Source organism: Sphingopyxis sp. GW821-FHT12C06, assembly GCF_058807415.1.
In genome coordinates this window covers 698,598-723,611 of sequence record NZ_JBXAQR010000002.1, presented here as the reverse complement: position 1 = coordinate 723,611, position 25,014 = coordinate 698,598, and the positions used below count along the sequence as shown (strand labels likewise).

At 63.9% G+C, this 25,014-nt stretch carries 24 protein-coding genes; 8 read left to right on the top strand and 16 right to left on the bottom strand.

What is annotated here, in order from left to right:
• Window positions 1–2: 2 nt before the first annotated feature.
• Genes AC1RRJ_RS08870 through AC1RRJ_RS08860 form a run of 3 tightly spaced genes read right to left on the bottom strand, consistent with a single transcriptional unit; the run spans window position 3 to window position 2,492 of the window.
• Entirely contained in the window at window positions 3–536 is a 534-nt protein-coding gene (locus tag AC1RRJ_RS08870; RefSeq protein WP_493121588.1) for a rod shape-determining protein MreD, read from the bottom strand.
• On the bottom strand, window positions 533–1,426 hold the full coding sequence (gene mreC, locus AC1RRJ_RS08865; protein WP_493121585.1) for a rod shape-determining protein MreC: 894 nt from the start codon (window positions 1,424–1,426) through the stop codon (window positions 533–535). The genes AC1RRJ_RS08870 and mreC overlap by 4 nt, the downstream gene beginning before the upstream one ends.
• A 19-nt stretch (window positions 1,427–1,445) precedes the next feature.
• A complete protein-coding gene (locus AC1RRJ_RS08860) occupies window positions 1,446–2,492 on the bottom strand; it encodes a rod shape-determining protein (protein WP_248454594.1) in 1,047 nt (348 codons plus the stop codon).
• 193 nt (window positions 2,493–2,685) lie between these two features.
• Here AC1RRJ_RS08860 and mutL point away from each other — a divergent pair, with 193 nt between their 5' ends.
• Together mutL and AC1RRJ_RS08850 are read left to right on the top strand one after the other, a co-directional pair.
• Window positions 2,686–4,512, top strand: a complete 1,827-nt coding sequence (mutL, locus tag AC1RRJ_RS08855) for a DNA mismatch repair endonuclease MutL (RefSeq protein WP_493121582.1) — start codon at window positions 2,686–2,688, stop codon at window positions 4,510–4,512.
• 1 nt (window position 4,513) lies between these two features.
• Window positions 4,514–5,032 (top strand): hypothetical protein, encoded by a 519-nt coding sequence (locus AC1RRJ_RS08850; protein ID WP_493121579.1) that lies wholly within the window; start codon window positions 4,514–4,516, stop codon window positions 5,030–5,032.
• Between the two features lie 3 nt (window positions 5,033–5,035).
• Here AC1RRJ_RS08850 and AC1RRJ_RS08845 read toward each other — a convergent pair whose 3' ends face one another.
• The 3 genes from AC1RRJ_RS08845 to AC1RRJ_RS08835 form a co-directional block, all read right to left on the bottom strand.
• Window positions 5,036–5,494, bottom strand: a complete 459-nt coding sequence (locus tag AC1RRJ_RS08845; RefSeq protein WP_493121832.1) for a MaoC family dehydratase — start codon at window positions 5,492–5,494, stop codon at window positions 5,036–5,038.
• A 17-nt stretch (window positions 5,495–5,511) separates the two neighbouring features.
• Complete coding sequence (locus AC1RRJ_RS08840; protein WP_493121575.1) at window positions 5,512–7,077, bottom strand: alkaline phosphatase D family protein; 1,566 nt, start codon at window positions 7,075–7,077, stop codon at window positions 5,512–5,514.
• Window positions 7,078–7,165: 88 nt separating this feature from the next.
• Window positions 7,166–7,912 (bottom strand): MauE/DoxX family redox-associated membrane protein, encoded by a 747-nt coding sequence (locus tag AC1RRJ_RS08835; protein ID WP_493121572.1) that lies wholly within the window; start codon window positions 7,910–7,912, stop codon window positions 7,166–7,168.
• A 32-nt stretch (window positions 7,913–7,944) separates the two neighbouring features.
• On the opposite strand from AC1RRJ_RS08835, the gene AC1RRJ_RS08830 reads away from it, so the two are divergent.
• Window positions 7,945–8,364, top strand: coding sequence for a MerR family DNA-binding protein (locus AC1RRJ_RS08830; RefSeq protein WP_493121570.1), 420 nt, complete (start codon window positions 7,945–7,947; stop codon window positions 8,362–8,364).
• A gap of 170 nt (window positions 8,365–8,534) precedes the next feature.
• Window positions 8,535–9,890, top strand: coding sequence for a GGDEF domain-containing protein (locus AC1RRJ_RS08825; protein WP_493121567.1), 1,356 nt, complete (start codon window positions 8,535–8,537; stop codon window positions 9,888–9,890).
• 39 nt (window positions 9,891–9,929) lie between these two features.
• Here AC1RRJ_RS08825 and ychF read toward each other — a convergent pair whose 3' ends face one another.
• A complete protein-coding gene (gene ychF, locus AC1RRJ_RS08820) occupies window positions 9,930–11,027 on the bottom strand; it encodes a redox-regulated ATPase YchF (protein WP_493121563.1) in 1,098 nt (365 codons plus the stop codon).
• 165 nt (window positions 11,028–11,192) lie between these two features.
• Between ychF and AC1RRJ_RS08815 the strand changes: the two genes are divergently transcribed.
• Complete coding sequence (locus AC1RRJ_RS08815) at window positions 11,193–11,858, top strand: CAP domain-containing protein (RefSeq protein ID WP_493121560.1); 666 nt, start codon at window positions 11,193–11,195, stop codon at window positions 11,856–11,858.
• Window positions 11,859–11,937: 79 nt separating this feature from the next.
• Here the strand turns inward: AC1RRJ_RS08815 and AC1RRJ_RS08810 are convergent, their stop codons facing one another.
• The 9 genes from AC1RRJ_RS08810 to AC1RRJ_RS08770 all read right to left on the bottom strand — a co-directional run bounded on the left by AC1RRJ_RS08810 (window position 11,938) and on the right by AC1RRJ_RS08770 (window position 18,962).
• On the bottom strand, window positions 11,938–13,815 hold the full coding sequence (locus AC1RRJ_RS08810; protein ID WP_493121557.1) for a PhoX family protein: 1,878 nt from the start codon (window positions 13,813–13,815) through the stop codon (window positions 11,938–11,940).
• Between the two features lie 154 nt (window positions 13,816–13,969).
• Window positions 13,970–14,380: a GNAT family acetyltransferase gene (locus AC1RRJ_RS08805; RefSeq protein WP_493121554.1), complete on the bottom strand. Its 411-nt coding sequence runs from the start codon at window positions 14,378–14,380 to the stop codon at window positions 13,970–13,972.
• Window positions 14,377–14,946 carry an aminoacyl-tRNA hydrolase gene (gene pth, locus AC1RRJ_RS08800; protein WP_088471351.1) on the bottom strand — a complete coding sequence of 190 codons (570 nt, stop codon included), beginning with the start codon at window positions 14,944–14,946 and terminating at the stop codon, window positions 14,377–14,379. The genes AC1RRJ_RS08805 and pth overlap by 4 nt, the downstream gene beginning before the upstream one ends.
• A gap of 74 nt (window positions 14,947–15,020) precedes the next feature.
• The gene (locus AC1RRJ_RS08795; RefSeq protein WP_493121830.1) at window positions 15,021–15,650 is read right to left on the bottom strand and encodes a 50S ribosomal protein L25/general stress protein Ctc; all 630 of its coding nucleotides are present in this window, start codon (window positions 15,648–15,650) and stop codon (window positions 15,021–15,023) included.
• A 227-nt stretch (window positions 15,651–15,877) separates the two neighbouring features.
• A complete protein-coding gene (locus AC1RRJ_RS08790) occupies window positions 15,878–16,306 on the bottom strand; it encodes a styrene oxide isomerase (protein WP_493121550.1) in 429 nt (142 codons plus the stop codon).
• A 132-nt stretch (window positions 16,307–16,438) separates the two neighbouring features.
• Entirely contained in the window at window positions 16,439–17,281 is an 843-nt protein-coding gene (locus AC1RRJ_RS08785; protein ID WP_493121547.1) for a TraB/GumN family protein, read from the bottom strand.
• Between the two features lie 53 nt (window positions 17,282–17,334).
• Complete coding sequence (locus AC1RRJ_RS08780) at window positions 17,335–18,252, bottom strand: TraB/GumN family protein (RefSeq protein ID WP_493121545.1); 918 nt, start codon at window positions 18,250–18,252, stop codon at window positions 17,335–17,337.
• A 67-nt stretch (window positions 18,253–18,319) separates the two neighbouring features.
• Window positions 18,320–18,757 (bottom strand): hypothetical protein, encoded by a 438-nt coding sequence (locus tag AC1RRJ_RS08775; protein WP_493121542.1) that lies wholly within the window; start codon window positions 18,755–18,757, stop codon window positions 18,320–18,322.
• Window positions 18,750–18,962 (bottom strand): helix-turn-helix transcriptional regulator, encoded by a 213-nt coding sequence (locus AC1RRJ_RS08770; protein WP_493121828.1) that lies wholly within the window; start codon window positions 18,960–18,962, stop codon window positions 18,750–18,752. Before AC1RRJ_RS08770 ends, AC1RRJ_RS08775 begins: the two co-directional genes overlap by 8 nt.
• Window positions 18,963–19,209: 247 nt before the next feature.
• On the opposite strand from AC1RRJ_RS08770, the gene AC1RRJ_RS08765 reads away from it, so the two are divergent.
• From AC1RRJ_RS08765 to ppdK, 3 genes are all read left to right on the top strand, one after another.
• Entirely contained in the window at window positions 19,210–20,091 is an 882-nt protein-coding gene (locus tag AC1RRJ_RS08765) for a glycine--tRNA ligase subunit alpha (RefSeq protein ID WP_493121826.1), read from the top strand.
• A complete protein-coding gene (gene glyS / locus AC1RRJ_RS08760) occupies window positions 20,088–22,220 on the top strand; it encodes a glycine--tRNA ligase subunit beta (protein ID WP_493121539.1) in 2,133 nt (710 codons plus the stop codon). The genes AC1RRJ_RS08765 and glyS overlap by 4 nt, the downstream gene beginning before the upstream one ends.
• Before the next feature lie 137 nt (window positions 22,221–22,357).
• Complete coding sequence (gene ppdK / locus AC1RRJ_RS08755) at window positions 22,358–25,009, top strand: pyruvate, phosphate dikinase (protein WP_493121824.1); 2,652 nt, start codon at window positions 22,358–22,360, stop codon at window positions 25,007–25,009.
• Window positions 25,010–25,014: the final 5 nt, after the last annotated feature.

Genomic DNA, 25,014 nt, shown 5'->3' with positions numbered 1-25,014 from the left:
GATTATCGGCGTTTCAGGCGGAAATTGTCAAACTTGCCCGTCAGCCGCATGAACAGCGGCACCAGCAGCGCGGAAATGACGATCTGGGGCACGATCAGTCCCAGTACGCGGCCAGTCGGCGCATGCGGGTGGGCGATCAGCGCAGCGAGCGACTGGATGATCGCGACGAGCAAGGCGGCGATCGCCCAGTCGTGGAAAAATCCGCGCCAATAGATGCGCTGCGAACTATAATCGATCGCGATGCTGGCGAGCGTCCACAGTCCCGCTGCGGTGCCGAATGGCATGCCGCTGAACATATCGTCCCATAATCCGAGCGGCAGGCCGATCCACACCGGCCACATTTCGGAGCGCAGCAATTGCCAGCACAGGAAGAACAGCAGGCCGAGCGGCGGTAGCACCGGCGAATTGGCAATCATCGGCAACATCATCGGCAATGCCGAGGCAAACATCACGCTCGCGATAGGTACAACCCGCATCCGCACCAGCGATGCGGGTTCGCCCAGGCGCGGGCCTTTCTTGCTCATCACGCTGGTCATGGCGCGCTGGCGGGGGCAGGCGCGGGCGCTGGTGAAGCCTCGATATTGTCGGGGGTATAGGGACGCAGCACCGATACCGCATCGACCTTGCCGGGGTCGGCGAGCGGGCGTGCGAGCGCGCCGTCGTCCTGGCGGCGCGCCACGATCGCGACAGGGATATTCGGCGGATAGAGCCCACCGGTGCCAGAGGTCAGCAGGATATCGCCCGGCTTGAACGGATTGTTGGCGATATTGAGGGTGCGAATATCCAGATCGCCGTTGCCGCGGCCATAGGCGAGCGCGGGCAGACCGTCGCGCGCACGGCGGACAGGAACGATATTGTCGACATCGGTCAGCAACAGCACCTGCGACACCGACGGCCCGCTGCTCAGCACCCGGCCGATCAGTCCGTCGGCGGCGCGTACAGGCTGTCCGGCCGCGACGCCCAGATTGCGACCGATGCTGAGCAGGGCGATGCGCTTGCTGCTCGTCGAGGTCGAGGTGAGGAGATAGCCGTTGGCGATCGCGGTCTTGTCGGTTTCCTGCAGCTTGAGCAACGCTTTGAGCTGGCGATTTTCTTCCTGCAGCGGGCTCGTTGCAACGAGCTGGCGCCGCGTATCGGCCAGCTCGTTGCGCAGGCGACGGTTCTGCGACCCGGCGTTGACATAGGCGCCGACGCGGTCGTCGATGCCCGAGATGGAGCCCGTGACCGATCGCGTGATGCGCGCGATGGGCGCGGCAATTTCCTGGCTCGCCACCCGCAATTGGGCGAAGCCGATGGGATCAACGACCGACAGGACTGCCAGCAACAGCCCGGCCACTGCCCCGGTCACCGCAATGACATAGGCAACGAACAGGCTGTACTGGGCCTTTCGGGATTGTCCCGGACGTCGATGTGCCGGGCGTGCCATAGTTCAGATCAGTCCGTGATCAGGCCTGTTGAAGCACGCCGCGGAAAGCGGGGTCTTCCATCGCGCGGCCGGTGCCGATCGCCACGCAGGTCAGCGGATCGTCCGCCACCGTCACGGGCAGGCCGGTCGCTTCCTTGAGCAGTTCGTCAAGTTCGGCGATCAGTGCGCCACCGCCGGTCAGGACAATGCCTTGGTCGACGATATCGGCCGCGAGTTCGGGGGCGGTGTTTTCCAGCGCGATGCGGACGCCCTCGACGATCGTGCCGATCGGTTCGGACAGGGCTTCGGCGATCTGGGCCTGGTTGATCGAGATTTCCTTGGGCACGCCGTTCACAAGATCACGGCCCTTGATGTGGATCGTCAGGCCCACGCCGTCGGCGGGGATGCGCGCGATCCCGAAATCCTTCTTGATCCGCTCGGCGGTCGCTTCGCCGATCAGCAGATTATGGTGTCGGCGGACATAGGAGACGATCGCTTCGTCCATCTTGTCGCCGCCCGCGCGGACCGAGGTGGTGTAGGCGAGACCGCGCAGCGAAAGCACAGCGACTTCGGTCGTGCCGCCGCCGATGTCGACGACCATCGAGCCGATCGGTTCGGTGACGGGCATGTCGGCGCCGATCGCGGCGGCCATCGGTTCTTCGATCAGCCACACTTCGCTGGCGCCGGCGTTCGACGCGGCGTCGCGGATCGCGCGGCGTTCGACGCTGGTCGAGCCCGAGGGGACGCAGATCACGATTTCGGGGCTGCGGAACGCGTTGGGCTTGCCGCCATGCACCTTGGTGATGAAATGCTTGATCATCTGTTCGGCGACATCGATGTCGGCGATCACGCCGTCACGCAGCGGGCGGATCGCCTCGATGCTGTCGGGGGTCTTGCCCATCATCAGCTTGGCGTCGTCGCCGACTGCCTTGACCCGCTTGATGCCGTTCAGCGTCTCGACCGCGACGACCGAGGGTTCGTTGAGCACGATGCCTTTGCCGCGCACATAGACAACCGTGTTGGCGGTGCCGAGGTCGATGGCCATGTCTTGCGAATTGAATTTGAACCAGCGGGAAAAGAAGGACATCGATACTGCTTCCTGTCATCGAAGCCGCACCCATGATGGATGCGCCCCTGTCGTGATTATACCCGCGTGCCCGGCCGGGAACAGGACTAATCAGGGGGAGGTTCCGGCTCGTCCGTTAAGGGCTGGCTGGACAAAACGATCAGGCTGTGCGGGTGGGTCGCGATTTGCGTTCGACTGCGCTACGAGAGGCCCCATGTCAATACGTCGCCTACCTGAAAAGCTCGTAAATCGGATCGCAGCCGGTGAAGTGGTCGAAAGACCCGCCGCAGCGCTGAAAGAACTGGTTGAAAACGCCATCGATGCGGGTTCGACTCGCATTTCGGTGCGAATCGCCGAGGGCGGAATATCGCGCCTTGAAGTCGAGGATGACGGTTGCGGAATGACCGCGGCCGACATGGCGCTCGCGCTCGAACGCCATGCGACGTCGAAGCTTCCCGACGACGCGATCGAGGATGTCACGACGCTGGGTTTCCGCGGTGAGGCGCTGCCCTCGATCGCCAGCGTCGCGCGGCTGACGCTCGAAAGCCGGGTTGCGGGCGGCGATGGCTGGCGGCGCGTCGTCGACAATGGCGCGGTGGTCGCCGAAGGTCCGGCGGCGCTCGCCAAGGGCACCCGCGTGATGGTTGAGGGTTTGTTCGCGCGCGTCCCCGCGCGCCGCAAATTCCTGCGCAGCGGGCGTAGCGAATATGCCGCGTGCATGGATGTCGTGAAGCGACTCGCGATGGCGCGGCCCGACATTGGCTTCACCGTCGAACATGATGGCCGCCGTGTGCTCGACGTCCAGGGCGATCAGGACCGGCTGGCGCGCGTCGCCGCGCTGACCCACCGCGATCTCGCCGCCAACAGCATCGGGGTCGATCTCGATCGCGGCGATGTGCATCTGGGCGGCGTGATCAGCCTGCCGACGTACAATCGCGGTATCGCCGACCATCAATATCTGTTCGTAAACGGCCGCCCGGTGAAGGACCGGCTGCTCGTCGGCGCGCTGCGCGGTGCCTATGCCGACCTGCTCGCGCGCGATCGTCATCCGGTCGTCGCGCTGTTTCTCGACGTACCGACCAGCGAGGTCGATGTGAACGTGCACCCGGCGAAGACCGAAGTGCGCTTTCGTGACCCGCAGCTGGTGCGCGGGATGATCGTCGGCGGCCTTCGCCGCGCGCTCGACGAACATGGCTTCCGCAGCGTCCAGCGCCCCGCCGAAGCGGCGCTCGCCGCGTGGCAGCAGGAGCCCGTCGCGCCGCAACCGACGGCGGGTTTTCTGTTCGGCCAGACAACGGCCGCACCGGCGCCCGCTGCCGCTACCTATTCGTTCGGCACTGGTTATGCACCGCAGGCCGGCGATGTCGCGCGCGTCTATGACCGACTCACGCCCTTCGCATCCGCTGCGCCGATCGCGGGCCGCGCCGAAGTCGCCGCCGCGCCGGTTCCGCAGGCCGAAGCCCACCCGCTCGGTATCGCGCGCGGTCAGATCGCGCGCACCTACATCGTCGCCGAGGCCGAGGATGGCCTTGTCATCGTCGACCAGCACGCCGCGCACGAACGGCTCGTGCTCGAACAGTTGCGCCGCGGGATGAGCGGGCAGGCGGTGCCGTCGCAGGGGCTGCTGCTTCCCGAAGTCGTCGAACTCGACGAGCCCGCATGCGACCGGCTCGAGGCCGCATCGCCGCAACTTGCCGCGCTCGGGGTCGAAATCGAACGCTTCGGCCCCGCTGCGGTGATGGTCCGCGCGACCCCGGCGATGCTCGGCAACATCGACTGCCAGAAACTCGTCACTGACATCGCCGACGACCTCGCAGGCTATGACGCCGCGCTGGGGCTCAGCGAAAAACTGGAACTGGTCGCGGCGACCATGGCATGCCACGGCTCGGTCCGCGCCGGCCGGACGCTGAACGTCCCCGAAATGAACGCGCTCCTCCGCCAGATGGAAGTCACGCCGCACAGCGGCCAGTGCAATCATGGGCGGCCGACGTGGGTGAAGCTGGCGATGGACGATGTCGAAAAACTGTTCGGGAGAAAATAGGATGAGATTGGTCCTGCTGGCGCTCACTGCTGCGCTGTTTGCGCCGATGGTGCAGGCCGGCGAACCGCCCGTCGATTGCGCTGCGGCGCCTGTCTTACCAGTGGCGCTGGCGGGGTGGGGGCGTTCGGCGGAATTGAAAGCGATAGACCGCGCTGATCCCGCCGTATTGGCCGCATCAGCGTCGCTTGCCGGAAACCGGACCACCGTGTCGCTCGTTTTGATGAACCGCGTCGAATTTCAGGCCGCGCCGGGCAAGGCAGCGCAGTCGGACCGTTATGGCGGGATGATCCGGATCGATGTCGCAAAGGCGGGCCGATTGCAGGTCGCGCTCGGCGAGGGGGCGTGGATCGACTTGGTGCGGGCCGGTTCGGTCGTCGCGTCAGTCGAACACGGCCATGGCCCGTCCTGCTCAGGCATCCGCAAGATCGTCGCGTTCGACGTCGAGCCCGGTCTCTATGTGCTTCAAATCGCCAACGCCCCGCGCGCAACGATCGGTGCGATGGTAATCCAGCCCGAATAACGTCTAGGTTGGGGCGCCCGCATCGCGTACGCGGATCAGGCCGATGCTCACCATCGTCATCACCGGCACATCATCCTGATTGAACACGGTCAGCCGCGATTTGAAACTGCCCATTTCGGGCTTGCTCGTCGACTGGCGTTTTTCGAGCAGCTCGGTTTCGCAGCGCAATATGTCGCCGGGGTAGACGGGTTTCAGCCAGCGCAGCTCGTCGATCCCGGGCGACCCCAACCCGGCTTGCCGGTTCGCTTTCATATTCTCGACGACCATCCGCATCGCCATCGAACCGGTGTGCCACCCACTGGCCGACAGTCGCCCGAAATAGGTTCGTGCGGCGGCATCATCGTCGAGATGGAAGGGCTGCGGGTCGTATTTGCCAGCGAATTCGATCACCTCATCGCGCGTCACCGGATAGTGCCCGAAGCGCTGCCGCGACCCGATCTCCAAATCCTCGAAATAGAGCATGTCGGCGTTCGTCGACGTCATGCCATTTTAATCCCGGCGACGCCATTCTCGACCACGCCCGTCGCGCGCTTCGACAGCGTGTTGACGGGGGTCGTCACCTTGTCGACGACCATGAAATGCGTCTGCCACGCCTCGCGATTGACGTCGCACACCAGATAGCCGCGCTGGTCATTGGCGAATTTGAGTTCGGGATTCAGCGCCAGCCATTCATCGGTGCCATTCCGTTTGTCGCTGCCGTCGCCGCCGCTAGAAATCGAAGTGCCGACGAACTCGGCGCCGACGATCTTGTCCTTAAGCACCAGATCGCCGCAGAAATTCTGATGTTCGTCGCCGGTCAGCACGACGCAGTTTTTGAGCCCGCCCATGCGCGACAGCACCCGCTCGCGCGGCGCTTCATAGCCGGCCCAGCTGTCGAGGTTCAGCACCTTCTTCGGTTCATCGGGCTTGCGCCGCCGGTCGAGCGACATCATCGTGATCTGTTGCGCCAGCGCGTTCCACGTCGCGCCGCCCTGACCCAGATTGCGGTTCAGCCAGTCCTCCTGCGCCTTGCCCAGTACCTGCGCATTTTTGTCGAACACTCCCGGGCAGGCGGGCTTGAACCCGTCTTCGCATGGCTGATCATCGCGATACTGGCGGGTGTCGAGCAACTGCATCGCCATCAAATCGCCGTAGCGCAGCTCGCGATTGAGCGCGACCATCCCGCCGCGCGGCAGCAAGCCGCGGCGCACCGGCATATGCTCATACCAGGCCTGCATCGCCGCCTGCTTTTTCAGCATGAAGACTTCGGGCGGCGCAGCGTCAGGGTCGTTGCCGTCGAGCCCCATTTTCCAATTGTCGATGTCGCCGACCCAGTCGTTACGGATCTCATGATCGTCGAAGCTGGACAGGAAGGCATGGACCGATCGCGCCGCCTGCAAATCGATATCGCCGAGCTGCTGCGAATAGGCGGTCCGGAAATCCTCCAGATCGACGAGCGCGCGGAACGCATGTTTGCGCACCGGTCGCGTCGGCAACCCGGTGTTGAACAAATATTCCTCGCTATATTCGTAAATGAAGTCACCATAATGATAAACGAAAGCAAGGTCTTCGCGCGCGAGGTGGCGATAGGCGCCAAAGAAACCCGCCTCGAAATGCTGGCACCCGGCGACCCCGAATTTCAGCGCATCGGCGCGCGCGCCGGGGGCGGGCAGGGTGCGCGCACGGCCGCGCAGGCTGCGCTCGCCGCCGACGGTGAAGCGGTAATAATAGGGGCGGTCGGGCTGGAGTCCTTCGACCTCGACATGGACGCTGTGCGCCAGTTCTGGGCGCGCCAGCGTCGTGCCCTTCGCCGTGATGTTGCGAAAGCCGCCGTCGCTCGCGACCTCCCACTCGACCGGAACATTGGTCAGCGGCATCCCGCCGTGCGGCGCCATCGGCTCGGGGGCGAGACGCGTCCAGATGACGAAACCGTCGCTCGCCGGATCGCCCGCCGCGACGCCGAGGCTGAAGGGGAAATCACGAAAAATACCCTGCGCACGGACGATCGCCGGCGCGGCAAGACCGGCGAGGGTCGCTCCGGCGAGGAAATGGCGGCGGTTATACATGGCTGGTTTCCCCTGGGGCGCGAATCATGCGACCCTCGATAGACCAGCCATGTGGGACTTCAATGACCGAAACTGACGGTCGCGGGCTTCACACCAGCATCCAGATCATCCAGATCGCCATACCGATCATCGCCAGATTTTCGGTTAGCGAGATGAATCCGAGCGGCACCTTGCTGCTGCCGCCGACGCACGCGCATTTGAGTTCACGCTTGTCGATATAGACCGCCTTGAACACCGAAGCCGCGCCGATGCCGCCGATGAACAGCGCGACCGGGATCGACAGCCATGGCAGCGCATGGGCGGTCATCAACACACCCGCGAGCCCCTCGGCAAAAGGATAGATCAGGCCATAGGGAACCCAGCGCTTGGCGAGCAGGTCATAATTGAGAAACATCGTCGCGAATTTGTCGATGTCCTGCAGCTTGAGCAGCGCGAGGACGATCATGCTGAACGAGATGAACCATTCGGCGGCGCGCAGGGTGAAGGCGTCGCCATAGACAGAGTAAGAGGTTGCGGCCGCCATCAGCGCGGTCATGACGAACAAGGCGATCACCGGCCGGTAACTGGTCGCCTCGGGATCGGCGACCTTCAGCCCGAAATGGCGGCGCAGATCGTCATAACCGCCGATCCGGACGCCATCGATGAAGGTCTGCGGCGTCGTTTTTACGTCATGCTCGGCCTTGAACGCGTCGGTTTCCTCGCGCGTCGTCAGCCACCGGTCGTCAACGGTATAGCCCTTTCTTTCGAGAAGATATTTTGCCTTGAGGCCATAGGGGCAGGTGTGCCCCGGCATGACCATGCGATGGAGTGTTGCTTGCTTTGTCATGCACCCCATATAACCTCTGTACCATAGTACGGAGTCAAGCGATGCAACTCACCATCGGAAAATTGGCGGCGGCGGGTGACGTCGGAGTCGAAACCATCCGCTATTATCAGCGTCGCGGGCTAATCGGCACCCCTGCGCGCAGCGGGGGTGACGGCTGGGGTGGGGGCATCCGGCGCTATGACGAGGATGATGTGCGGCGGCTGAAGTTCATCCGCTCGGCGCAGGCGGCGGGGTTCACGCTGGAGGAAATCGGCGAATTGCTGGCGCTGGAAGCGAGCGACGACCGCGCGCGCGTGCGCGATCTTGCCCGCCAGCGCATCGAGGTGCTCGATGCGAAAATCGGACAAATGACCGAAGCCCGCGCCGCGCTGGCGCGTCTCGCCACGCAATGTGCGGCGAGCGAGAAGGGGCCGTGTCCGATCTTGCAGGCGTTCGAAACGACTGCGCCTGCACCGCGCTAGGCGCTCATTGGACGCACCGCGCGCGGTAGCCGTCTTTGCGCCGGATCAGGGACAGGGATCACCAATTAACGCATTCGATTTCATGGGGATAGGCGGGTCGTGACCTCGACGGCCCCGCGACGGTCGCCTATGGGCGCCGCCACGCGGTCGGTTCCGCACGGAGATTTTGTTTGAATATCGATGATTATGCGGGGTTGGGGTTCTGGAAATCGGCCAGTGACGAGATGCGGGCCATGGCCCGCGAGCGTCTTGCGCATGTTGTCGGGGTGCATTCGGAAGATCTGGTCACGACCTTTTACGATGCCTTTCTGACGCAGGAGGAAGGGCGCGTTTTCCTGAAGAATTCCGTCGTTCAGCAACGGTTGAGCCATTCGATGGCGGGCTGGCTTCGTCGCCTGGCCGCGACCGATCCGTTGGGCGATCTGGTTGAATTTGTCGCGGTGCAGATGCAGATCGGTGCGATCCACGCCCGCATGAAAGTGCCCGATCATCTCGTCCATCAGGGGGCGAGCCTGCTCAAGAGCCGGATGGCGTCGCATCTGCTCGCCGATCGGAACGACGAGGCGGATATGGCCCCGACCTTGGTGATGATCGACGAACTGGTCGATTTTGCTATCTGTGCGATGAGCAAGGCCTATTTGTCCGATGCGCGCGAGCGCGCGCAGGTCGACGAGGCCTTTCGCCATTTCGCGCTGGGGCAGGACATTAATCTGGAGCGCGAGACGCAGCGTGCGGCTCTGATGGGATGGAGCCAGGAGGCGCTGTTCAATCTTTTCGGTGCCGGCGAGGGCGAGGAGCCGAAGAAGCTGGGGGCATCGTCTTTCGGCCTGTGGATGCGCCACCGTGCGGGCGTCCTGTTTCAGGATTCGCCATCGCTTGGCGGGATCGAGCGGGTCATGGCGGTGGTCGACGACGAGTGCCTGCCTGCAGTCGCCGACAATCGCGGCGGCACAGAGGCGCTCGCCCGGCTGAAGGAGCGGATCGACGAGATCGACTATCTGCTCAACGACATGTTTCAGGCGGCGGCGGCTCTCGAACATGGCCGCGACCCGCTGACCCGCGCGCTCAACCGGCGCTTTCTGCCTTCGGTGCTGGGGCGCGAGATCGCGCTGGCCAAGTTGCACGGCACCCCGCTTTCGGTGGCGCTGGTCGACGTCGATCATTTCAAGCGGATCAACGATGATTTCGGGCACGCGACCGGCGACGTGGCGCTGGGGCATGTCGCCGACCTGCTGATGGGTGCGGTCCGGGCGAGCGATTTCGTGTTCCGCTATGGCGGGGAGGAATTCCTGCTGGTCTTTACCGAAACGGATCGCAAAACCGCGGCGGGCATGGCCGAACGCCTGCGCGCGACATTGGCGCAGCAGCCGCTGCCGGTCCGCGATCATGATGCGCTGAACCTGACCGTTTCGATCGGGGTTGCGGCCTTTGAAGGCCATCCGGACTATGAATATCTGATCAACAATGCCGACAGCGCGCTGTACGAAGCCAAGCGCGGCGGACGCGATCGCGTCCACGTGCATTGATCGCCAAGCCCCCTCCCGCAAGCGGGAGGGGCGTAGGGATTAGCTGTGCAGGAAGTGCATGACGTCGCCGTCGTGCACGACATAGGCCTTGCCTTCGGCGCGCAGCTTGCCCGCTTCGCGCGCCCGCGCTTCGCCGCCCAGCGCGACATAATCGTCATAGGCGATGGTTTCGGCGCGGATGAAGCCCTTCTGGAAATCGCTGTGGATCTCGCCTGCGGCTTCGGGAGCGGTCGCACCGGTGTGGACTGTCCACGCGCGCGCTTCCTGCGGGCCGACGGTGAAGAAGGTGATCAGGTGGAGCAGTTCGTAACCGGCGCGGATGACGCGCGCCAGGCCGGTTTCGGTGAGACCCATTTCGGACAGGAATTCCATCCGGTCGGCCATGTCCATCGTCACCAGTTCGCTCTCGATCGCCGCTGACACGACCACGGCCTGCGCGCCTTCGGAGGCGGCCTTGGCGAAAACCTTTTCGGAGAAGGCGTTGCCGTTGGCGGCGCTGCCCTCGTCGACGTTGCAGACATAGAGGACGGGCTTCGACGTCAGAAGTTGTGCAGTGCGCAGGACGCGCTCTTCCTCTTCGTCGCGCGGCTGGGTCAGTCGTGCAGGCTTGCCTTCGCGCAGCAGTTCGAGCGCCTGGCCGAGCACCGATGCGGCGATTTTCGATTCCTTGTCGCCCTGTGCCGCCTTTTTCACGAAGGCGGGAACGCGCTTTTCGAGGCTTTCGAGGTCGGAGAGCAGCAATTCGGTTTCGACCGTCTCGGCATCGGCGACAGGATCGACGCGATTCTCGACATGCTGAATGTCGTCATCCTCGAAGCAGCGTAGCACATGGACGATCGCATCAACCTCGCGAATGTTGCCGAGGAACTGGTTGCCCAGACCTTCGCCCTTCGACGCACCGCGCACGAGGCCAGCGATGTCGACGAAGGCGAGTTGGGTCGCGATGATTTTTTTGCTGCCCGCAATCGCCGCCAGCTTTTCCAGCCGCGCGTCGGGGACTGCGACATTGCCGATATTGGGCTCGATCGTGCAGAAAGGATAATTCGCCGCCTGCGCCGCCGCCGTTTCGGTCAGCGCGTTGAACAGGGTGGACTTTCCGACGTTGGGAAGGCCGACGATCCCGCATTTGAAACCCATGGTTTTGGTCTTTCGATTGTGCTGGCGCCGCACGGACGCGATATTTGCAGGCCCGCTAGCCGGTTCGCGCGCTTTTTGCCAGCCCAGACCGCGCGGCTTCGTTGCCGATCGTTCAGAAAGGGCAGGCTATCGCCCGACGCCGGGGGGCAAAAAGGGCGCGATAATATGCGATGGAAATCTGTTGCCTTGGCCGGCTCGGTGGTCGCCGCGGCCGCCGCCGTCGCCGTAACTGCGGCGCCGGGCGATTTTGAGGCCGGTGTGCTGGGCGAACTCAATGCGCTGCGCGCCGATCCGCGCGCCTATGGACGCGAACTGGCCGAAACGCGCGATCGCTATGACGGCAATCTCCTGCTCGGACGATATGAGGACGAGATGGATATTCAAACGCACGAGGGCGTCGGCGCACTCGATGAGGCTGTGACCGCGCTGCGCGCCGCGCGCCCGGTCGCGACGCTGGAGTATAGCGACGTGCTGGCGCGGGCGGCGGCCGATCATGTCGCGGCGCAATCGCGCTCGGGCGAGGTCGGACACCGTTCGCGCGGTCGCGGGCCGGGCGAACGCGCGGTCGCCCGCGGCGGGGGCCGCTATGTCGGCGAAGTGATCACCTATGGCCATAGCGACCCCACATCGGTGATCGACCAACTGTTGATCGACGATGGGGTTCCGGGGCGCGGTCATCGTTTTGCGGTGCTCGAGGCGCGCTATCGCTATGCCGGTGCCGCGTGTGGCCGACATCCGGTTCACCGTACCATGTGCGTGATCATGCTCTCCGAAACCGCCGGCGGATCGCCCCCGCCACCGCCGACGCGCCCCGGCGCCAGGCCGAATTAAATCCCGATTTGGAAACGGCCAGCCCCGGGGGACGGAGGCTGGCCGCTTCGTGTGGCGCCGGACGTGTCCGACACCACAATCAGTTGCCGACCGGCTGGCTGTCCGTCCGGCGCACGACGACGGTAGACGAGCGCGGCTGTTGGCCCGCGACCGGCCAATTGCCTGTCGGATGCTGGATGTTGACGAAGAAGGTCTTGAGGTCGGGCGTATAGGCCAGCCCCGTGATCTCGCAGCCCACCGGCCCGACGAGGAAGCGTTTCGACAGCTTGCTCACCTGATCGACATAGAACATCGCATTATGTCCGAACGCGCCGTCGATCGTGGTTCCCGCAACGCCCGAATTGCCCGGAACGCTGTGATCGGTCTGCACCCACAGGCGCCCCTTCGGATCGATGCGCAGCCCGTCGGGGCTGGAGAAAGTGTCGCCGTTGATATTGCCGGTCAAATTGCTGCCGCCCGCCGCAAGCGTCGGGCTGCCTGCCAGCAGGAAGACTTCCCAGCTGAATTTGGTCGCCAGCGGCGAATCGCCTTCCTCGCGGAACTTGATGATATGTCCGTGGAGGTTGGTGACGCGCGGGTTCATCGGATCGGTGACCTTGCGACCGCTGTTGTTGGTCAGTGTTACGAACACCGCCTTGTTGTCGGGCGCAACGGTCAGCCATTCGGGACGGTCCATCACGGTGCCGCCGGCGACGCGTGCCGCCGAGGCGCAGTTGATGAGCACATCGGCCTGATTGTTGAAATTGACGATGGTGGGCGCGGGCGGAGTCACGCTCTGACTGATATTGCCGGGATCGGAAGCACCGGCAGTCAGGCCGTTTTGTCCCACAACCAGCGCGCGCCATTCGCCGGTTCCGTCGCCGTTGAAGCGCGCGACATAGAGCGTACCATAGTCGAGAAGATCGGTGTTCGCGGCGCGGTTGGTGGCGCTAAACGCGCGGTCGGGGATGAATTTGTAGATGCAGCCCGGGGTCGAATCGTCGCCCATATAGAAAGCGACGCGGCGATCGCTGTTCGTCATGAAAGCGACATTCTCGTGGCTGAAGCGGCCCATCGCGGTGCGCTTGGTCGGTGCCGCCAATTCGCGCAGCGGGTCGATTTCGACCACCCACCCGTAATCGCGCGCGGGTTGCGTCGGATCGAGATAATTGTCGGTGGTTTCCTCGCAGGTCAGATAGGTGTCCCATGGGGTGCGCCCGCTCGAACAATTGTTCAGCATGCCCTTGATCGATCCCGACAGCAGGCCCGCGGCGGGGCCCCCGGCGCGATAGCTGCTGTTGCCGGTGTAGCGCCGGTTGTAGGTCGACCCGGCCTTGACCGCCCATTTGCCGTCGCTGCCTTTGGCAATCTCGACGACGCCGATCCCGACCGCCGACAATGCGATCGCCTTCTGGTCCGCCGTCGCGGTGGCGGCGTTATAACTGCCCGCCATCAGGATATTGAAATCGGGATATTCATAATTCATCGCGAGCAGCCCGCTGACATTGGCATCGACGCCGGGCAGGGCGAAATATTCCATCCCGTCATGATTGCCGCCGGCCCATTTCTCGGCGACCGCGGGACTGGCCGGGAAACTGCCCGAGTAAGGCGTGCCGGACTCAACCGAATCGCCTGCCTTGAGCAGCACATCGACACTGTAACCTGCGGGCACGGTGACAGTGTCATTCTGGTTCGCGGCGACCGCGGTAAAGCTGATCGCATAGCTGGGGGTGGGAGTGGGGGTCGGGGTGGGCGTCGGGGTGGGCGTCGGCGTGACGGTCACCGGGGGCGTGCCGCCTTCGTCACCGCAGGCGGCGAGCGCGGCGACGGGGATTACCGACAGTCCGAACAGGCCATTGCGGAGCAGCGTGCGGCGCGTCGGATTTTGGGCGACGATCGCCTCCAGACTATCCGCGCCGCCAAGGTCGTCGGTGTCGCGGCGAAATGGTGCGCGCGCTTCGTCGGTAAGATGTGACATGCAGTACCCCTGTTATCGGTTGGCCCCGGGACTCGATGTCCCGATCAGGTGGCCCCCGATTGCAGAGAGAGATGTCAGCGTGATTGCTTGAACATGTCGGGAAGAATGGATTTTTATGACGGGCTTGTGACCGCGGCGGTCGAGACGGCCAATATCAGGCCAGCCACCGGGCGAAGACGCGCACCGGCTGAAACTCCCAATCGAGATGCTCATACAGCGCGGCTGCGGGGTTTCCTTCGCGCAGCATCAGTTCGACCTTCGGACAACCGCGAAGCTTCAGCCAGTCGCAGGCGCTGTCGAGCAATTGCCGCGCTATGCCCTGGCCGCGATGGCCGGGGGTGACCCCCAGATAATATATCCACCCGCGGTGACCATCGAATCCGGTCATGGCGGTGCCGACAATGTCGCCGCCCCGTTCGGCAACGACGACGGTTGACGCCGAATGACCGAGTGCGCGCAAAAAATCGGCGCGAGGATCGTTCCACGGGCGTGTCAGATCGCAGGCCCGCCAGATTGCGATCACCGCGTCGGCGTCGCTTTCCGTCGCCGCCCGCAAGCCGGTCATCCCTGCAACCGCAGCGCGAGATCGCTCTGAAACCGCACCTCGTCACCCTCGGCAAGCCACTTCGCTTCGGCTGCGATCGCACCGAGCAGGTCGATCAGTGGCTCCATTTCGCTCTTGTGATAATTGCCCAGTACATGGCCGGTCACGCGGTCCTTGTGTCCCGGATGCCCGATGCCGATGCGAACCCGGCGGAAATCCTCGCCGATATGCTGGATCATGCTGCGGATGCCATTGTGGCCCGCCGCGCCGCCGCCCTGCTTGACCTTCACCTTCATCGGCACGAGGTCGAGCTCGTCATAGAATGCGGTGACGTCCTGCGATGTCAGCTTGTAGAAATCCATCGCGGCGCGCACGCTGCGGCCGCTTTCGTTCATGAAGGTTCCGGGTTTCAGCAGCAGGATGCGCTGGTTTCCGATGCGGCCGTCCTGAATCCAGCCCTGAAATTTCTTCGCGGGCGCGGGAAAGCCGTAAACATCGGCGATGACGTCCGCGGCCATGAAGCCGACATTGTGACGGTGCATCGCATATTGGGGCCCGGGATTGCCGAGGCCGACCCATAGTTGCATGGCGTCGCCTTTCGCGGGGCCGCAAACGGATCGCCCCTCCCCGCACAAAGGGGGAGGGGCGGGTCCGGTTTCGTTTAGGCGTCGCCTGCGGCGGCTTCGCCTTCATCGACGGTCGTGTCGCCAGCGGTCGACTTGAGCGCCGACGGGGCAACGATCGTTGCGATGGTGAAGTCGCGATCGGTGATCGCGCTTTCGCTGCCCTTGGGCAGCTTGACGTTGCTGATGTGGATCGAATCGCCGACTTCAAAGCCGGTGACGTCGATCGCGATGTCGTCGGGGATGTTGGCCGCGTCGCACACCAGTTCCAGTTCGTGACGAACGATGTTCAGCACGCCGCCGCGCTTCAGGCCCGGCGAGGCTTCTTCGTTTTCGAACACGACCGGCACCGACACATGGACCTTGGCATCCTTCGAGATGCGCAGGAAGTCGACGTGGATCGGACGATCCTTGACCGGATGGAAAGCGACGTCCTTGGGCAGCGTGCGAACCTGCTTGCCGCCAACTTCGATCATGACGACCGAGTTCATGAAGTGACCCGTCATCAGCTGCTTCATCAGCAGCTTTTCTTCGACGTGGATCATCAGGGGTTCTTCTTTGCCGCCATAGACAACGGCGGGGACGCGGCCACTACGACGCAGTTCACGCGAGGCTCCCTTGCCTCCCCGATCACGCGTCTCGGCCGACAGCACCAGCTGGTCGCTCATCATTTTTCTCCGAGTATAGATTACACAGTCCGCCACGCCTCCAGGGATGACCATGGACGGAAGCCGCGGCGCTTAGCGAGGAAGCGGCGAAAATGCAAGCGCCGGTGCGATGTTGGGCTTCTGTATAGCGGCCGACGGCCAAAAGATGCCTTGTCATTCCTCGGCTGGAAGCGACCATTTTCAGCCGTTCGCTGCAATCTGAAGAGCAGCTCGAAAGCGGACAGAACTCAGCGCTTTGCCCGAATGAGCCCTATGACAAAAAGCGACCACCCGACCGTCATGACAATACTGCTCCCAAACACAGCGATTGAAACTAAAGTTTCAGTAGCAAGGCTGGCGCCGTGACCCGCGCCGGCGATCGGGAGATCGTTGCTTGCCCCTGTAGCCGCCGACATCGTCAAGCCGATCCATAGTCCGAACATTCCGGCGATAACCGCCCATTTGGCTACACTTGCAACAGCTTGGGCAAGGCTGGTTGCCGGCCATGCAATCCCCGCGATCATCAGGGCCATGCCACTTTGAACGGCGGTAAGGTGAGCCGAGAGCGCCATTCGTGGATTTATAAAGCTCTGAATGGCTGCCCCTTGGAGCAATCCAAGCAGGAACAGGATCGCGCCTGCGGCAATCAATGTTCGCTGAGGTGCGGTAAACGTCATGAGTTGCCCCTTGCGAATACTCTAATTTCAAAATTGCCGAGCGTCATCTTCTTTCGACGGCCGCATTGCCGAAGCTGCCTGTCCGCTAACCAGCCCTGGGCAGGCTCCGCAAACCGGATCGCAATCGCCCCGTCACTGCACCCGCGTCACCTTCATTCCTTCGGCTTGCAGCATTGCCGGCACGCCGTCGCTTCCAACCAGATGTCCCGCGCCGACCGCCATCAGGACCGTGCCCGGCCTCTCCATCCGCTCCGCCACCCATGCGGTCCAGCGCCGGTTGCGGTCGGTGATGATTGCCTTGCGCGCCGCCGGCACCACATCGACATCCTCGTTGATCACTTTCTCCAGCGCGACGATATCGCCGCGCGCCCATGCCGCGGTGAGGGCTTTGACGTCCTGCACCGCGGTGCCAGCCTTCGCTGCCGAGCGCGTCAGCAGGAGGCGCTGCGTCTGCGGGTCGAGCGTTTCGAACAGCATCAGCTGCTCCTTTGCGGTTTCGAGCCCGCCGACCGGTTTGCCCGCTGCCTCGAACGTCGCGGTGAGGCCGGATTCGACGCCCAGCGACGGCATTAGCGCGGCATTTTGTGTGACCCGCTGCCCCATCAGGACGACCACTGCCCAATCGTCGAGCTGATCGCCGCCAAAATAGCGCCCGCTCGCCTCCAGCGCGCGATAGCGTGCCAGTGCGGCTGCCGGCAGCCGCTTTTCCATCGCCAGCGGCGCGCTGCGCGGCGCGAGCGCCTGAAATGTCGCGCCTGCCGCAGCGAGCTCTTCGGGCGGCAGTTCCAGCACCAGCTCGTCGGCCGCCGCAATTGCGCCCGCAACCTTGCCGTCGTCCCAGTCGGTGCCGCGCGGCAGCGCGTGCATCGTGCCGAGCATATAGATCCGCGTGTCGTCATCCTCGACCAGCCACATCGCGGGGCGGGCGGGCGGGCCGGGTTCGGCCGCGCTGCACGCGGCCAGCAGCAACGGCAAAAGGGCCGCCGCAATGCGGCGACCCCGATGCCCGGAAAGGAATGTCCTGTTCGTCAATATGCGACCCGCGTCACGGTCAGGCCGCGTTCTTTCAGATAATCCTGCACGCTCTTCTCCCCCGCCAGGTGGCCTGCACCGACCGCGACGAAGACCGTACCCGGCTGGTCCATCCGCGCCTTTAGCGTGTCGGCCCAGCGCCGGTTGCGATCCCAAAGGAGCACTTTTGCGATTTCCGGCGTGTCGGCGATGCTCTCGTTCAACGTTGCCGCCAGCGCCTCGGGCTCGCCTTTGCTCCATTGCATGACCAGCGTGTCGAGCATCGGCCCCGCCTTGTCGATGTCCTTGACCACGCTGTTCAGATAGCCGACCTGCACCGTTTCGGGCAACGTATCGAGAAAGCCCAGCTGTTCGGCCAGGGTTTCAAAGCCCGCAATGGGCTTGCCGCTTTCCTTGGCGAAACGGGTCAGCAGCTTTTCGGCGCCCTGTTCGGGGTCATAGCCGAGTTTGCCCAGCGGCAGCATCGACAGCGTGGCCGCCGCGAACCAGGGTTCGAACATGTCGAGCTGCGTCGGCTTCAGGCCAAGGCCCACGAGCGCCGCCTGATAGGCTTTGAGCTGATCGGCATCGAGCCGCGACGACAGCGTCTTGCCGCTCTGGTCGACCGCGAGCGCCATGGTGGTGTTCGCCATCACGGCCTGATCCTCGGGCATCACCATTTCGAGCATCAGTTGATCGGATTTGTCGAAGGCATCCTTGACCGCTTCGTCGAACCAGCTGAGGCCGGGCTTCAGCACATGGACGGTACCGAACAAATAGATGGTCGTGTCGTCGTCCTTCATCACCCACAGCGCGGGGTCGGCGTCTGTCGTCGTTGCGGCCGCGGTGGGCGCGGCGTGGGCCGGGCTCGCAGCGAAGCCGGCAAAGGAAATGACTGCGCAGCTGGCGGCAAGGGTTCGGAAAAACCTGTTCATGGGAGATGTCTTTCTTTTTCCGGAATGTAGCCCGGGATTGCAAAGAGGGAAGGGCGAAGGCGCCCGGTCAGCGAAATTTGAACCACAGCCAGACGATGGCGTTGACGATCGTCGACCCGGCAAACAGCAGCATCGCATCGACCGGCGGGACCAGATTGGCGCGGTGAAGAAGCCACCAGACGGGCGCTGCGAAGGCAAAGGCATACCATGCGGCGAGGCCGGACCAGAGCAGCGCACGTTCCTCATGATCGTCGACCGCGCGGTGGAAGAGGGGGATGCCGATCGCCATGCCGATCGCCCACAGAAGGGATGCGCCGACAGCAAAGCTGGCGGTCAGGGCGGGATTGCCCAGAAAGAGAAGTGTCGTGTCGGGGCCGCCGGGACCGACGGTACGGCTCCATATGCCGATGATCCCGCCGATCGCCACGGAAAAGCCAATGGCGATCAGATAGCGTTTGCGGCGTGGCGACATCGGGCGTTTTGCGGCTTTGCCGGCGTCAGTCATGGTTTGATCCTTCAAAGCCATCGTCGAAAATCTCCTCGATCGGCATGTCGAACAGCCGCGCAAGTTTGAAGGCGAGGGGTAGGGACGGGTCGTATTTCCCCGTCTCGATCGCATTCACCGCCTGCCGCGACACGTCGAGCCGGTCGGCCAGCTCGGCCTGACTCCAGTTCCGCATCGCACGCAGGACTTTCAGCTGGTTGTTCATCCCATGAGCCTTGGTCACTCGACCCTGACACTATGTCAGGTGTTATTGACTAAATGACATGAGTCGCTGACCATGTCAACAACAGCTGACAAAATGTTCTGTGACCATGACATGGGTCTGCATCGAAATCCGCTGTCCTCTTGACCCTGTGGCCCCGCTGCGCCAAGGCGGCGGCGATTGTTGCACCTGCGAAGGAATTGCGGCCGTGGCCGACGCCGAAGCGAAGAAAAGCCTCAGCTTTCAGGATATGATCCTGACGCTCCACGCCTATTGGGCTGCGCGCGGTTGCGCGATTCTCCAGCCTTATGACATGCGCGTCGGGGCAGGGACCTTCCACCCCGCTACGACGCTGCGCAGCCTTGGTCCCGAACCGTGGAATGTTGCCTATGTCCAGCCGTGCCGTCGGCCCACCGACGGCCGCTATGGCGAGAACCCGAACCGGCTCCAGCATTATTACCAATATCAGGTCATCCTGAAGCCGTCGCCCGCCGACCTCCAGGAACAATATCTGGGCTCGCTCGCCGCGATCGGCATCGATCCGCTACTTCACGACATCCGCTTCGTCGAGGATGACTGGGAATCGCCGACGCTCGGCGCATGGGGGCTGGGCTGGGAAGTCTGGTGCGACGGGATGGAAGTCACCCAGTTCACTTACTTCCAGCAGATGGGTGGCTTCGACTGCAAGCCCGTCGCGGGCGAACTCACCTACGGGCTCGAACGCCTCGCCATGTATATCCAGAATGTCGACAGCATCTACGACCTGCGCTTTTCCGACGCGGTCGGCGACGTGCCGGGGCTCAGCTATGGCGACGTCTTCCACGAGAATGAAAAGCAATTCTCGAAATGGAATTTCGAGGTCGCCGACACCGACACCTTGTTCGCGGGCTTCAAGGCCGCCGAGGCCGAATGCCAGCGCGCGATCGCCGCGAACGTCCCGCTCGCCGCCTATGATCAGGCGATCGAGGCGAGCCACCTCTTCAACCTGCTTCAGGCGCGCGGCGTGATCAGCGTTCAGGAACGCGCCAACTACATGGCGCGCGTCCGCGACCTTGCGAAGGGCAGCTGCAAAGCGTGGATCGACAGCCAGTCCGAAAGCTGGACCGCAAAATATCCGGGGTGGACGCTGTGACTAATTTTCTGCTCGAACTGCGCTCGGAAGAAATCCCCGCCCGTATGCAGGCCGGCGCGCGCGCCGAACTCGAAAAGCTGTTCCGCGCCCAAATGGCCGCCGCGGGCATCGAGACCGGGGACCTCACCATCTGGTCGACCCCGCGCCGCCTCGCGCTGATCGCCAAGGGGCTTCCCGAAGGCACCGCCGCCGTCAGCGAAGAACTCAAAGGCCCGCGCAGCAGCGCGCCGCCGCAGGCGCTCGAGGGTTTTCTCCGCAAGACCGGGTTGACGCAGGATCAGCTTCAGGACCGCGACGGCACATGGTTCGCCGTCATCGACAAGCCCGGTCGCGCGACTGCCGAGGTTCTGGCCGAAGCGATCCCCGCAATCGCCCGTGGCTTTTCGTGGTCCAAGTCGATGCGCTGGGGCAAGGACAGCGCGAGCAGCGAAAGCCAGCGCTGGGTCCGCCCTCTATCGGGCATCGTCGCGATCTTCGGCGAAGAGCTGATCGCGTGTGAAGTTGGCGGGATTTCGGCCGGTTTCGCGACGCGCGGCCATCGTTTCCACTGCCCGGGCGAGATCACGATCGGATCGGCTTCCGACTATGCCGAAAAGCTGCGCGCCTGCCACGTCATCGTCGACCATGAGGAACGCCAGTCGATCATCCGCGACGGCGCCGCCAAGGCCGCCGCCGACGCCGGGCTGGCGCTCGTCGCCGACGAAGGTCTGGTGATCGAGAATGCGGGCCTTACCGAATGGCCAGTGCCGCTGCTCGGCCGCTTCGACGAAGCGTTCCTCGAAGTGCCGCCCGAGGTCATCCAGCTCACCGCGCGCGTGAACCAGAAATATTTTGTCGTGAGCGACGCCGAAGGCAAGCTCGCCAACGGCTTCGTCTGCACCGCGAATATCGCCGCGATCGACGGTGGCGCGGAAATCGTCGCGGGCAACCAGAAGGTGCTGGCGGCGCGTCTGTCCGATGCACGCTTCTTCTGGGAACAGGACCAGAAAAAGCCGCTCGCGCAGCACGCCGAAAAGCTCGCGAACATCACTTTCCACGAAAAGCTGGGCACCGTCGCCGACAAGGTCGAGCGCGTCGCAAAGCTGGCCGAATGGCTGGCGAGCGAAGGCATCGTCCCGAACTGCGACCCGAAGCTGGCGCGGCAGGCAGCCGAACTGTGCAAGGCCGATCTCGTCACCGAAATGGTCGGCGAATTCCCTGAACTGCAAGGCCTGATGGGCGGCTACTACGCCCGCGCCGAAAGTCTGCCCGATGCCGTCGCCGACGCAATCCGCGATCATTACAAGCCGGTCGGGCAGGGTGATGATGTCCCGACCGCCCCGGTGACGGTGGCTGTAGCGCTGGCGGACAAGCTGGATATTTTGTTCGCCTTTTTCGCCGCAAGAGAGCGGCCTACGGGGTCAAAGGATCCCTTCGCGCTTCGTCGGGCCACTTTGGCAAACGTCTCGCTGATCCTTTCAGGCGGTCTGCGATTGCGCTTGCTGGCTGTGGCAGACAAAGCAAACGAGATTTGCGGCAATTTCTACCGCAAACTTTGGCTGGATGGCGTCAGCGATTACGACAGCACTCTGCCAAGGGGCAATCAACTCGCGCCGCTGAATGAATCGCATTCAACCTTCGCGTATGATCTGCTCGACTTCTTCGCCGACCGCCTCAAGGTCCAGCAACGCGAAGCCGGCGTCCGCCACGACCTGATCGACGCGGTGTTCGCGCTCGGCGGCGAGGATGATCTCGTCCGCCTGCTCGCCCGGGTGAAAGCACTCCAAGCCTTCATGGCGACTGACGACGGGGCCAACCTGCTCGCAGGCTACAAGCGCGCCGCGAACATCCTGAAGCAGGCGGGAGAGGTCAGCGGCACCGCTGCCGCAACCCCGCCGACCGATGCCGACGCGACCTTGCTCAAGGCTCTCGACACCGCCGAACCCGCCGCCTCGGCCGCCGTCGCCGAAGAACGCTTCACCGACGCCATGGCGGCGCTCGCATCGCTCCGCGCCCCGATCGACGCTTTCTTCGAAGGCGTGATGGTCAACGACCCCGACGAAGCGGTCCGCGCCTGGCGCCTCGGCCTGCTCGCCCGATTTACCGGCGCGGTGCACGGCGTTGCCGATTTCTCGAAGATCGAGGGCTGACGCTACGGCTATCTGCCTCTCTTTATACCGCACGAAGTAAAACTGAATCGACGATAAGCCTTCTCCACCCTATTCCCCGCGCAACCTCCTCCCCGGGGCAACAGGAGCATGAAATGACGACGCCTGACGTTTCCAAGATGGTGCATTTGTTCGGCGGCGACGCGACGACCGCCGAACGCTCGAAGGAATTGCTGGGCGGCAAGGGGTCTAACCTCGCCGAAATGGCCTCGATCGGCCTGCCGGTGCCCCCGGGCTTTACGATCACCACCGACGTCTGCACCGCTTATTATGTCAATGGCGAGCAGTTCCCGGCGGGCCTGGTCGAAGACGTCACCGCGGGCATCGCGCATATCGAGGGCATCACCGGCAAGATTTTCGGCGACGCCGCCGATCCGCTGCTCGTTTCGGTCCGTTCGGGCGCGCGCGTGTCGATGCCGGGGATGATGGACACCGTCCTCAACCTCGGGCTCAACGACCGCACCGTCGTCGGCCTTGCCGAAGCATCGGGCGACGCCCGCTTTGCGTGGGACAGCTATCGCCGCTTCGTTCAGATGTACGCCGACGTCGTCATGGGCCTCGACCATGCCGAGTTTGAAGAAGCGCTGGAAATCGCCAAGGAAGACCGCGGCTTCTACCTCGACACCGACATGTCGGCCGAGGATTGGCAGGCGCTGGTCGCCGAATATCAGGCGATCGTCGAACGCGAAACCGGCGCGCCGTTCCCGCAGGAGCCGAAGGACCAGCTGTGGGGCGCCGTCGGCGCCGTTTTCGCCAGCTGGGAAAGCGACCGCGCGAAAGTCTATCGTCGCCTGAACTCGATCCCCGCCGAATGGGGCACCGCGGTCAATGTGCAGGCGATGGTGTTCGGCAATATGGGCGACACGTCGGCCACCGGCGTCGCCTTCACGCGCGATCCCGCGACCGGCGAGCGCGCCTGGTACGGCGAATGGCTGATCAATGCGCAGGGCGAGGACGTCGTCGCCGGCATCCGCACCCCGCAGTATCTGACCAAAGCCGCGCGTGAAAAGGCGGGCGCCAAGCCGCTGTCGATGGAAGAGGCGATGCCCGACACCTTCGTCGAACTCGGTCAGGTCTTCGACCGGCTCGAGGGCCATTATCGCGACATGCAGGACATTGAGTTCACCGTCGAGCGCGGCAAATTGTGGATGCTGCAGACCCGCTCGGGCAAGCGCACCGCCAAGGCGGCGCTGAAGATCGCGGTCGATATGGCGGCCGAAGGGCTGATCACCGAAGAGGAAGCCGTCGGCCGTGTCGATCCCGGCGCACTCGACCAGCTGCTCCACCCGACGCTCGATCCGAAGGCGCCGCGCGATGTGCTGACCAAGGGGCTGCCCGCCAGCCCCGGCGCCGCATCGGGCAAGATCATGTTCGACGCTGACAGCGCCGAAAAGGCCGCGGCGATGGGCGAGGCGGTGATCCTCGTCCGTGTCGAAACGTCGCCCGAAGACATTCACGGCATGCACGCGGCCAAGGGCATCCTCACCGCGCGCGGCGGCATGACCAGCCACGCGGCGGTCGTCGCCCGCGGCATGGGGCGTCCCTGCGTCTCGGGCGCCGGCGGGCTGTCGATCGACGGCAATGCGCGCGTGCTGCGCGTCGCGGGGCGTGAGCTTCGCGAGGGCGACATCCTCACCCTCGACGGTTCGACCGGTGAAGTGATGGCGGGCGAGGTTCCGACCCTGCTCCCCGAACTCGTCGGCGATTTCGGCACGCTGATGGTGTGGGCCGACAAGGTCCGCCGCATGAAGGTGCGCGCCAACGCCGAAACCCCGCAGGATGCACAGGTCGCGCGCGACTTCGGCGCCGAGGGTATCGGACTTTGCCGCACCGAACATATGTTCTTCGACGCCGCGCGGATCACTGCGGTGCGCGAGATGATCCTTGCCGAAAATGAGGACGGCCGCCGCGTAGCGCTCGCCAAACTGCTCCCCGAGCAGCGCGGCGACTTCGCCGGGATTTTTCAGGTGATGGCGGGGCTTCCCGTAACCATCCGCCTGCTCGACCCGCCGCTCCACGAATTCCTGCCGACGCGTGAGGAAGATTTCGCCGATGTCGCCGCCGCCGCAGGGGTCGGGATCGAGGCGCTCAAGGCACGCGCGAACGAGCTTCACGAATTCAACCCGATGCTCGGCCATCGCGGCTGCCGTCTCGGTGTCACCTATCCCGAAATCTATGAGATGCAGGCGCGCGCGATTTTCGAGGCGGCGTGCGACGTTGCCGCTGAAACCGGCGCCGCGCCGATCCCCGAGGTGATGATACCGCTCGTCGCGACGCGCCGCGAGTTCGATCTGATGAAGGCGGTCGTCGACGCACAGGCCAAGGCCGTGTTCGCCGAAAAGGGGCGCGAGATCGCTTATCTCGTCGGCACGATGATCGAACTGCCGCGCGCCGCGCTGATGGCGGGCGAAATCGCTGAAACCGCTGAATTCTTCAGCTTCGGCACCAACGATCTGACGCAGACGACGATTGGCATCAGCCGCGACGACGCGGGCCGCTTCCTGACGCAATATGTCGACAAGGGCATTTTCCTGACCGACCCGTTCGTCAGCCTCGATGTCGAGGGGGTCGGCCAGCTCATCGAGATTGCCGCCGATCGCGGCCGCAAGACGCGCCCGGACGTCAAGCTTGGCATTTGCGGCGAGCATGGCGGCGACGCGCCGAGCATCCATTTCTGCGAAAAAACGGGTCTCGACTATGTCAGTGCCTCGCCTTACCGTGTGCCCATCGCACGTCTGGCAGCAGCACAGGCGGCACTGAAGACGAGGTAGTTTTC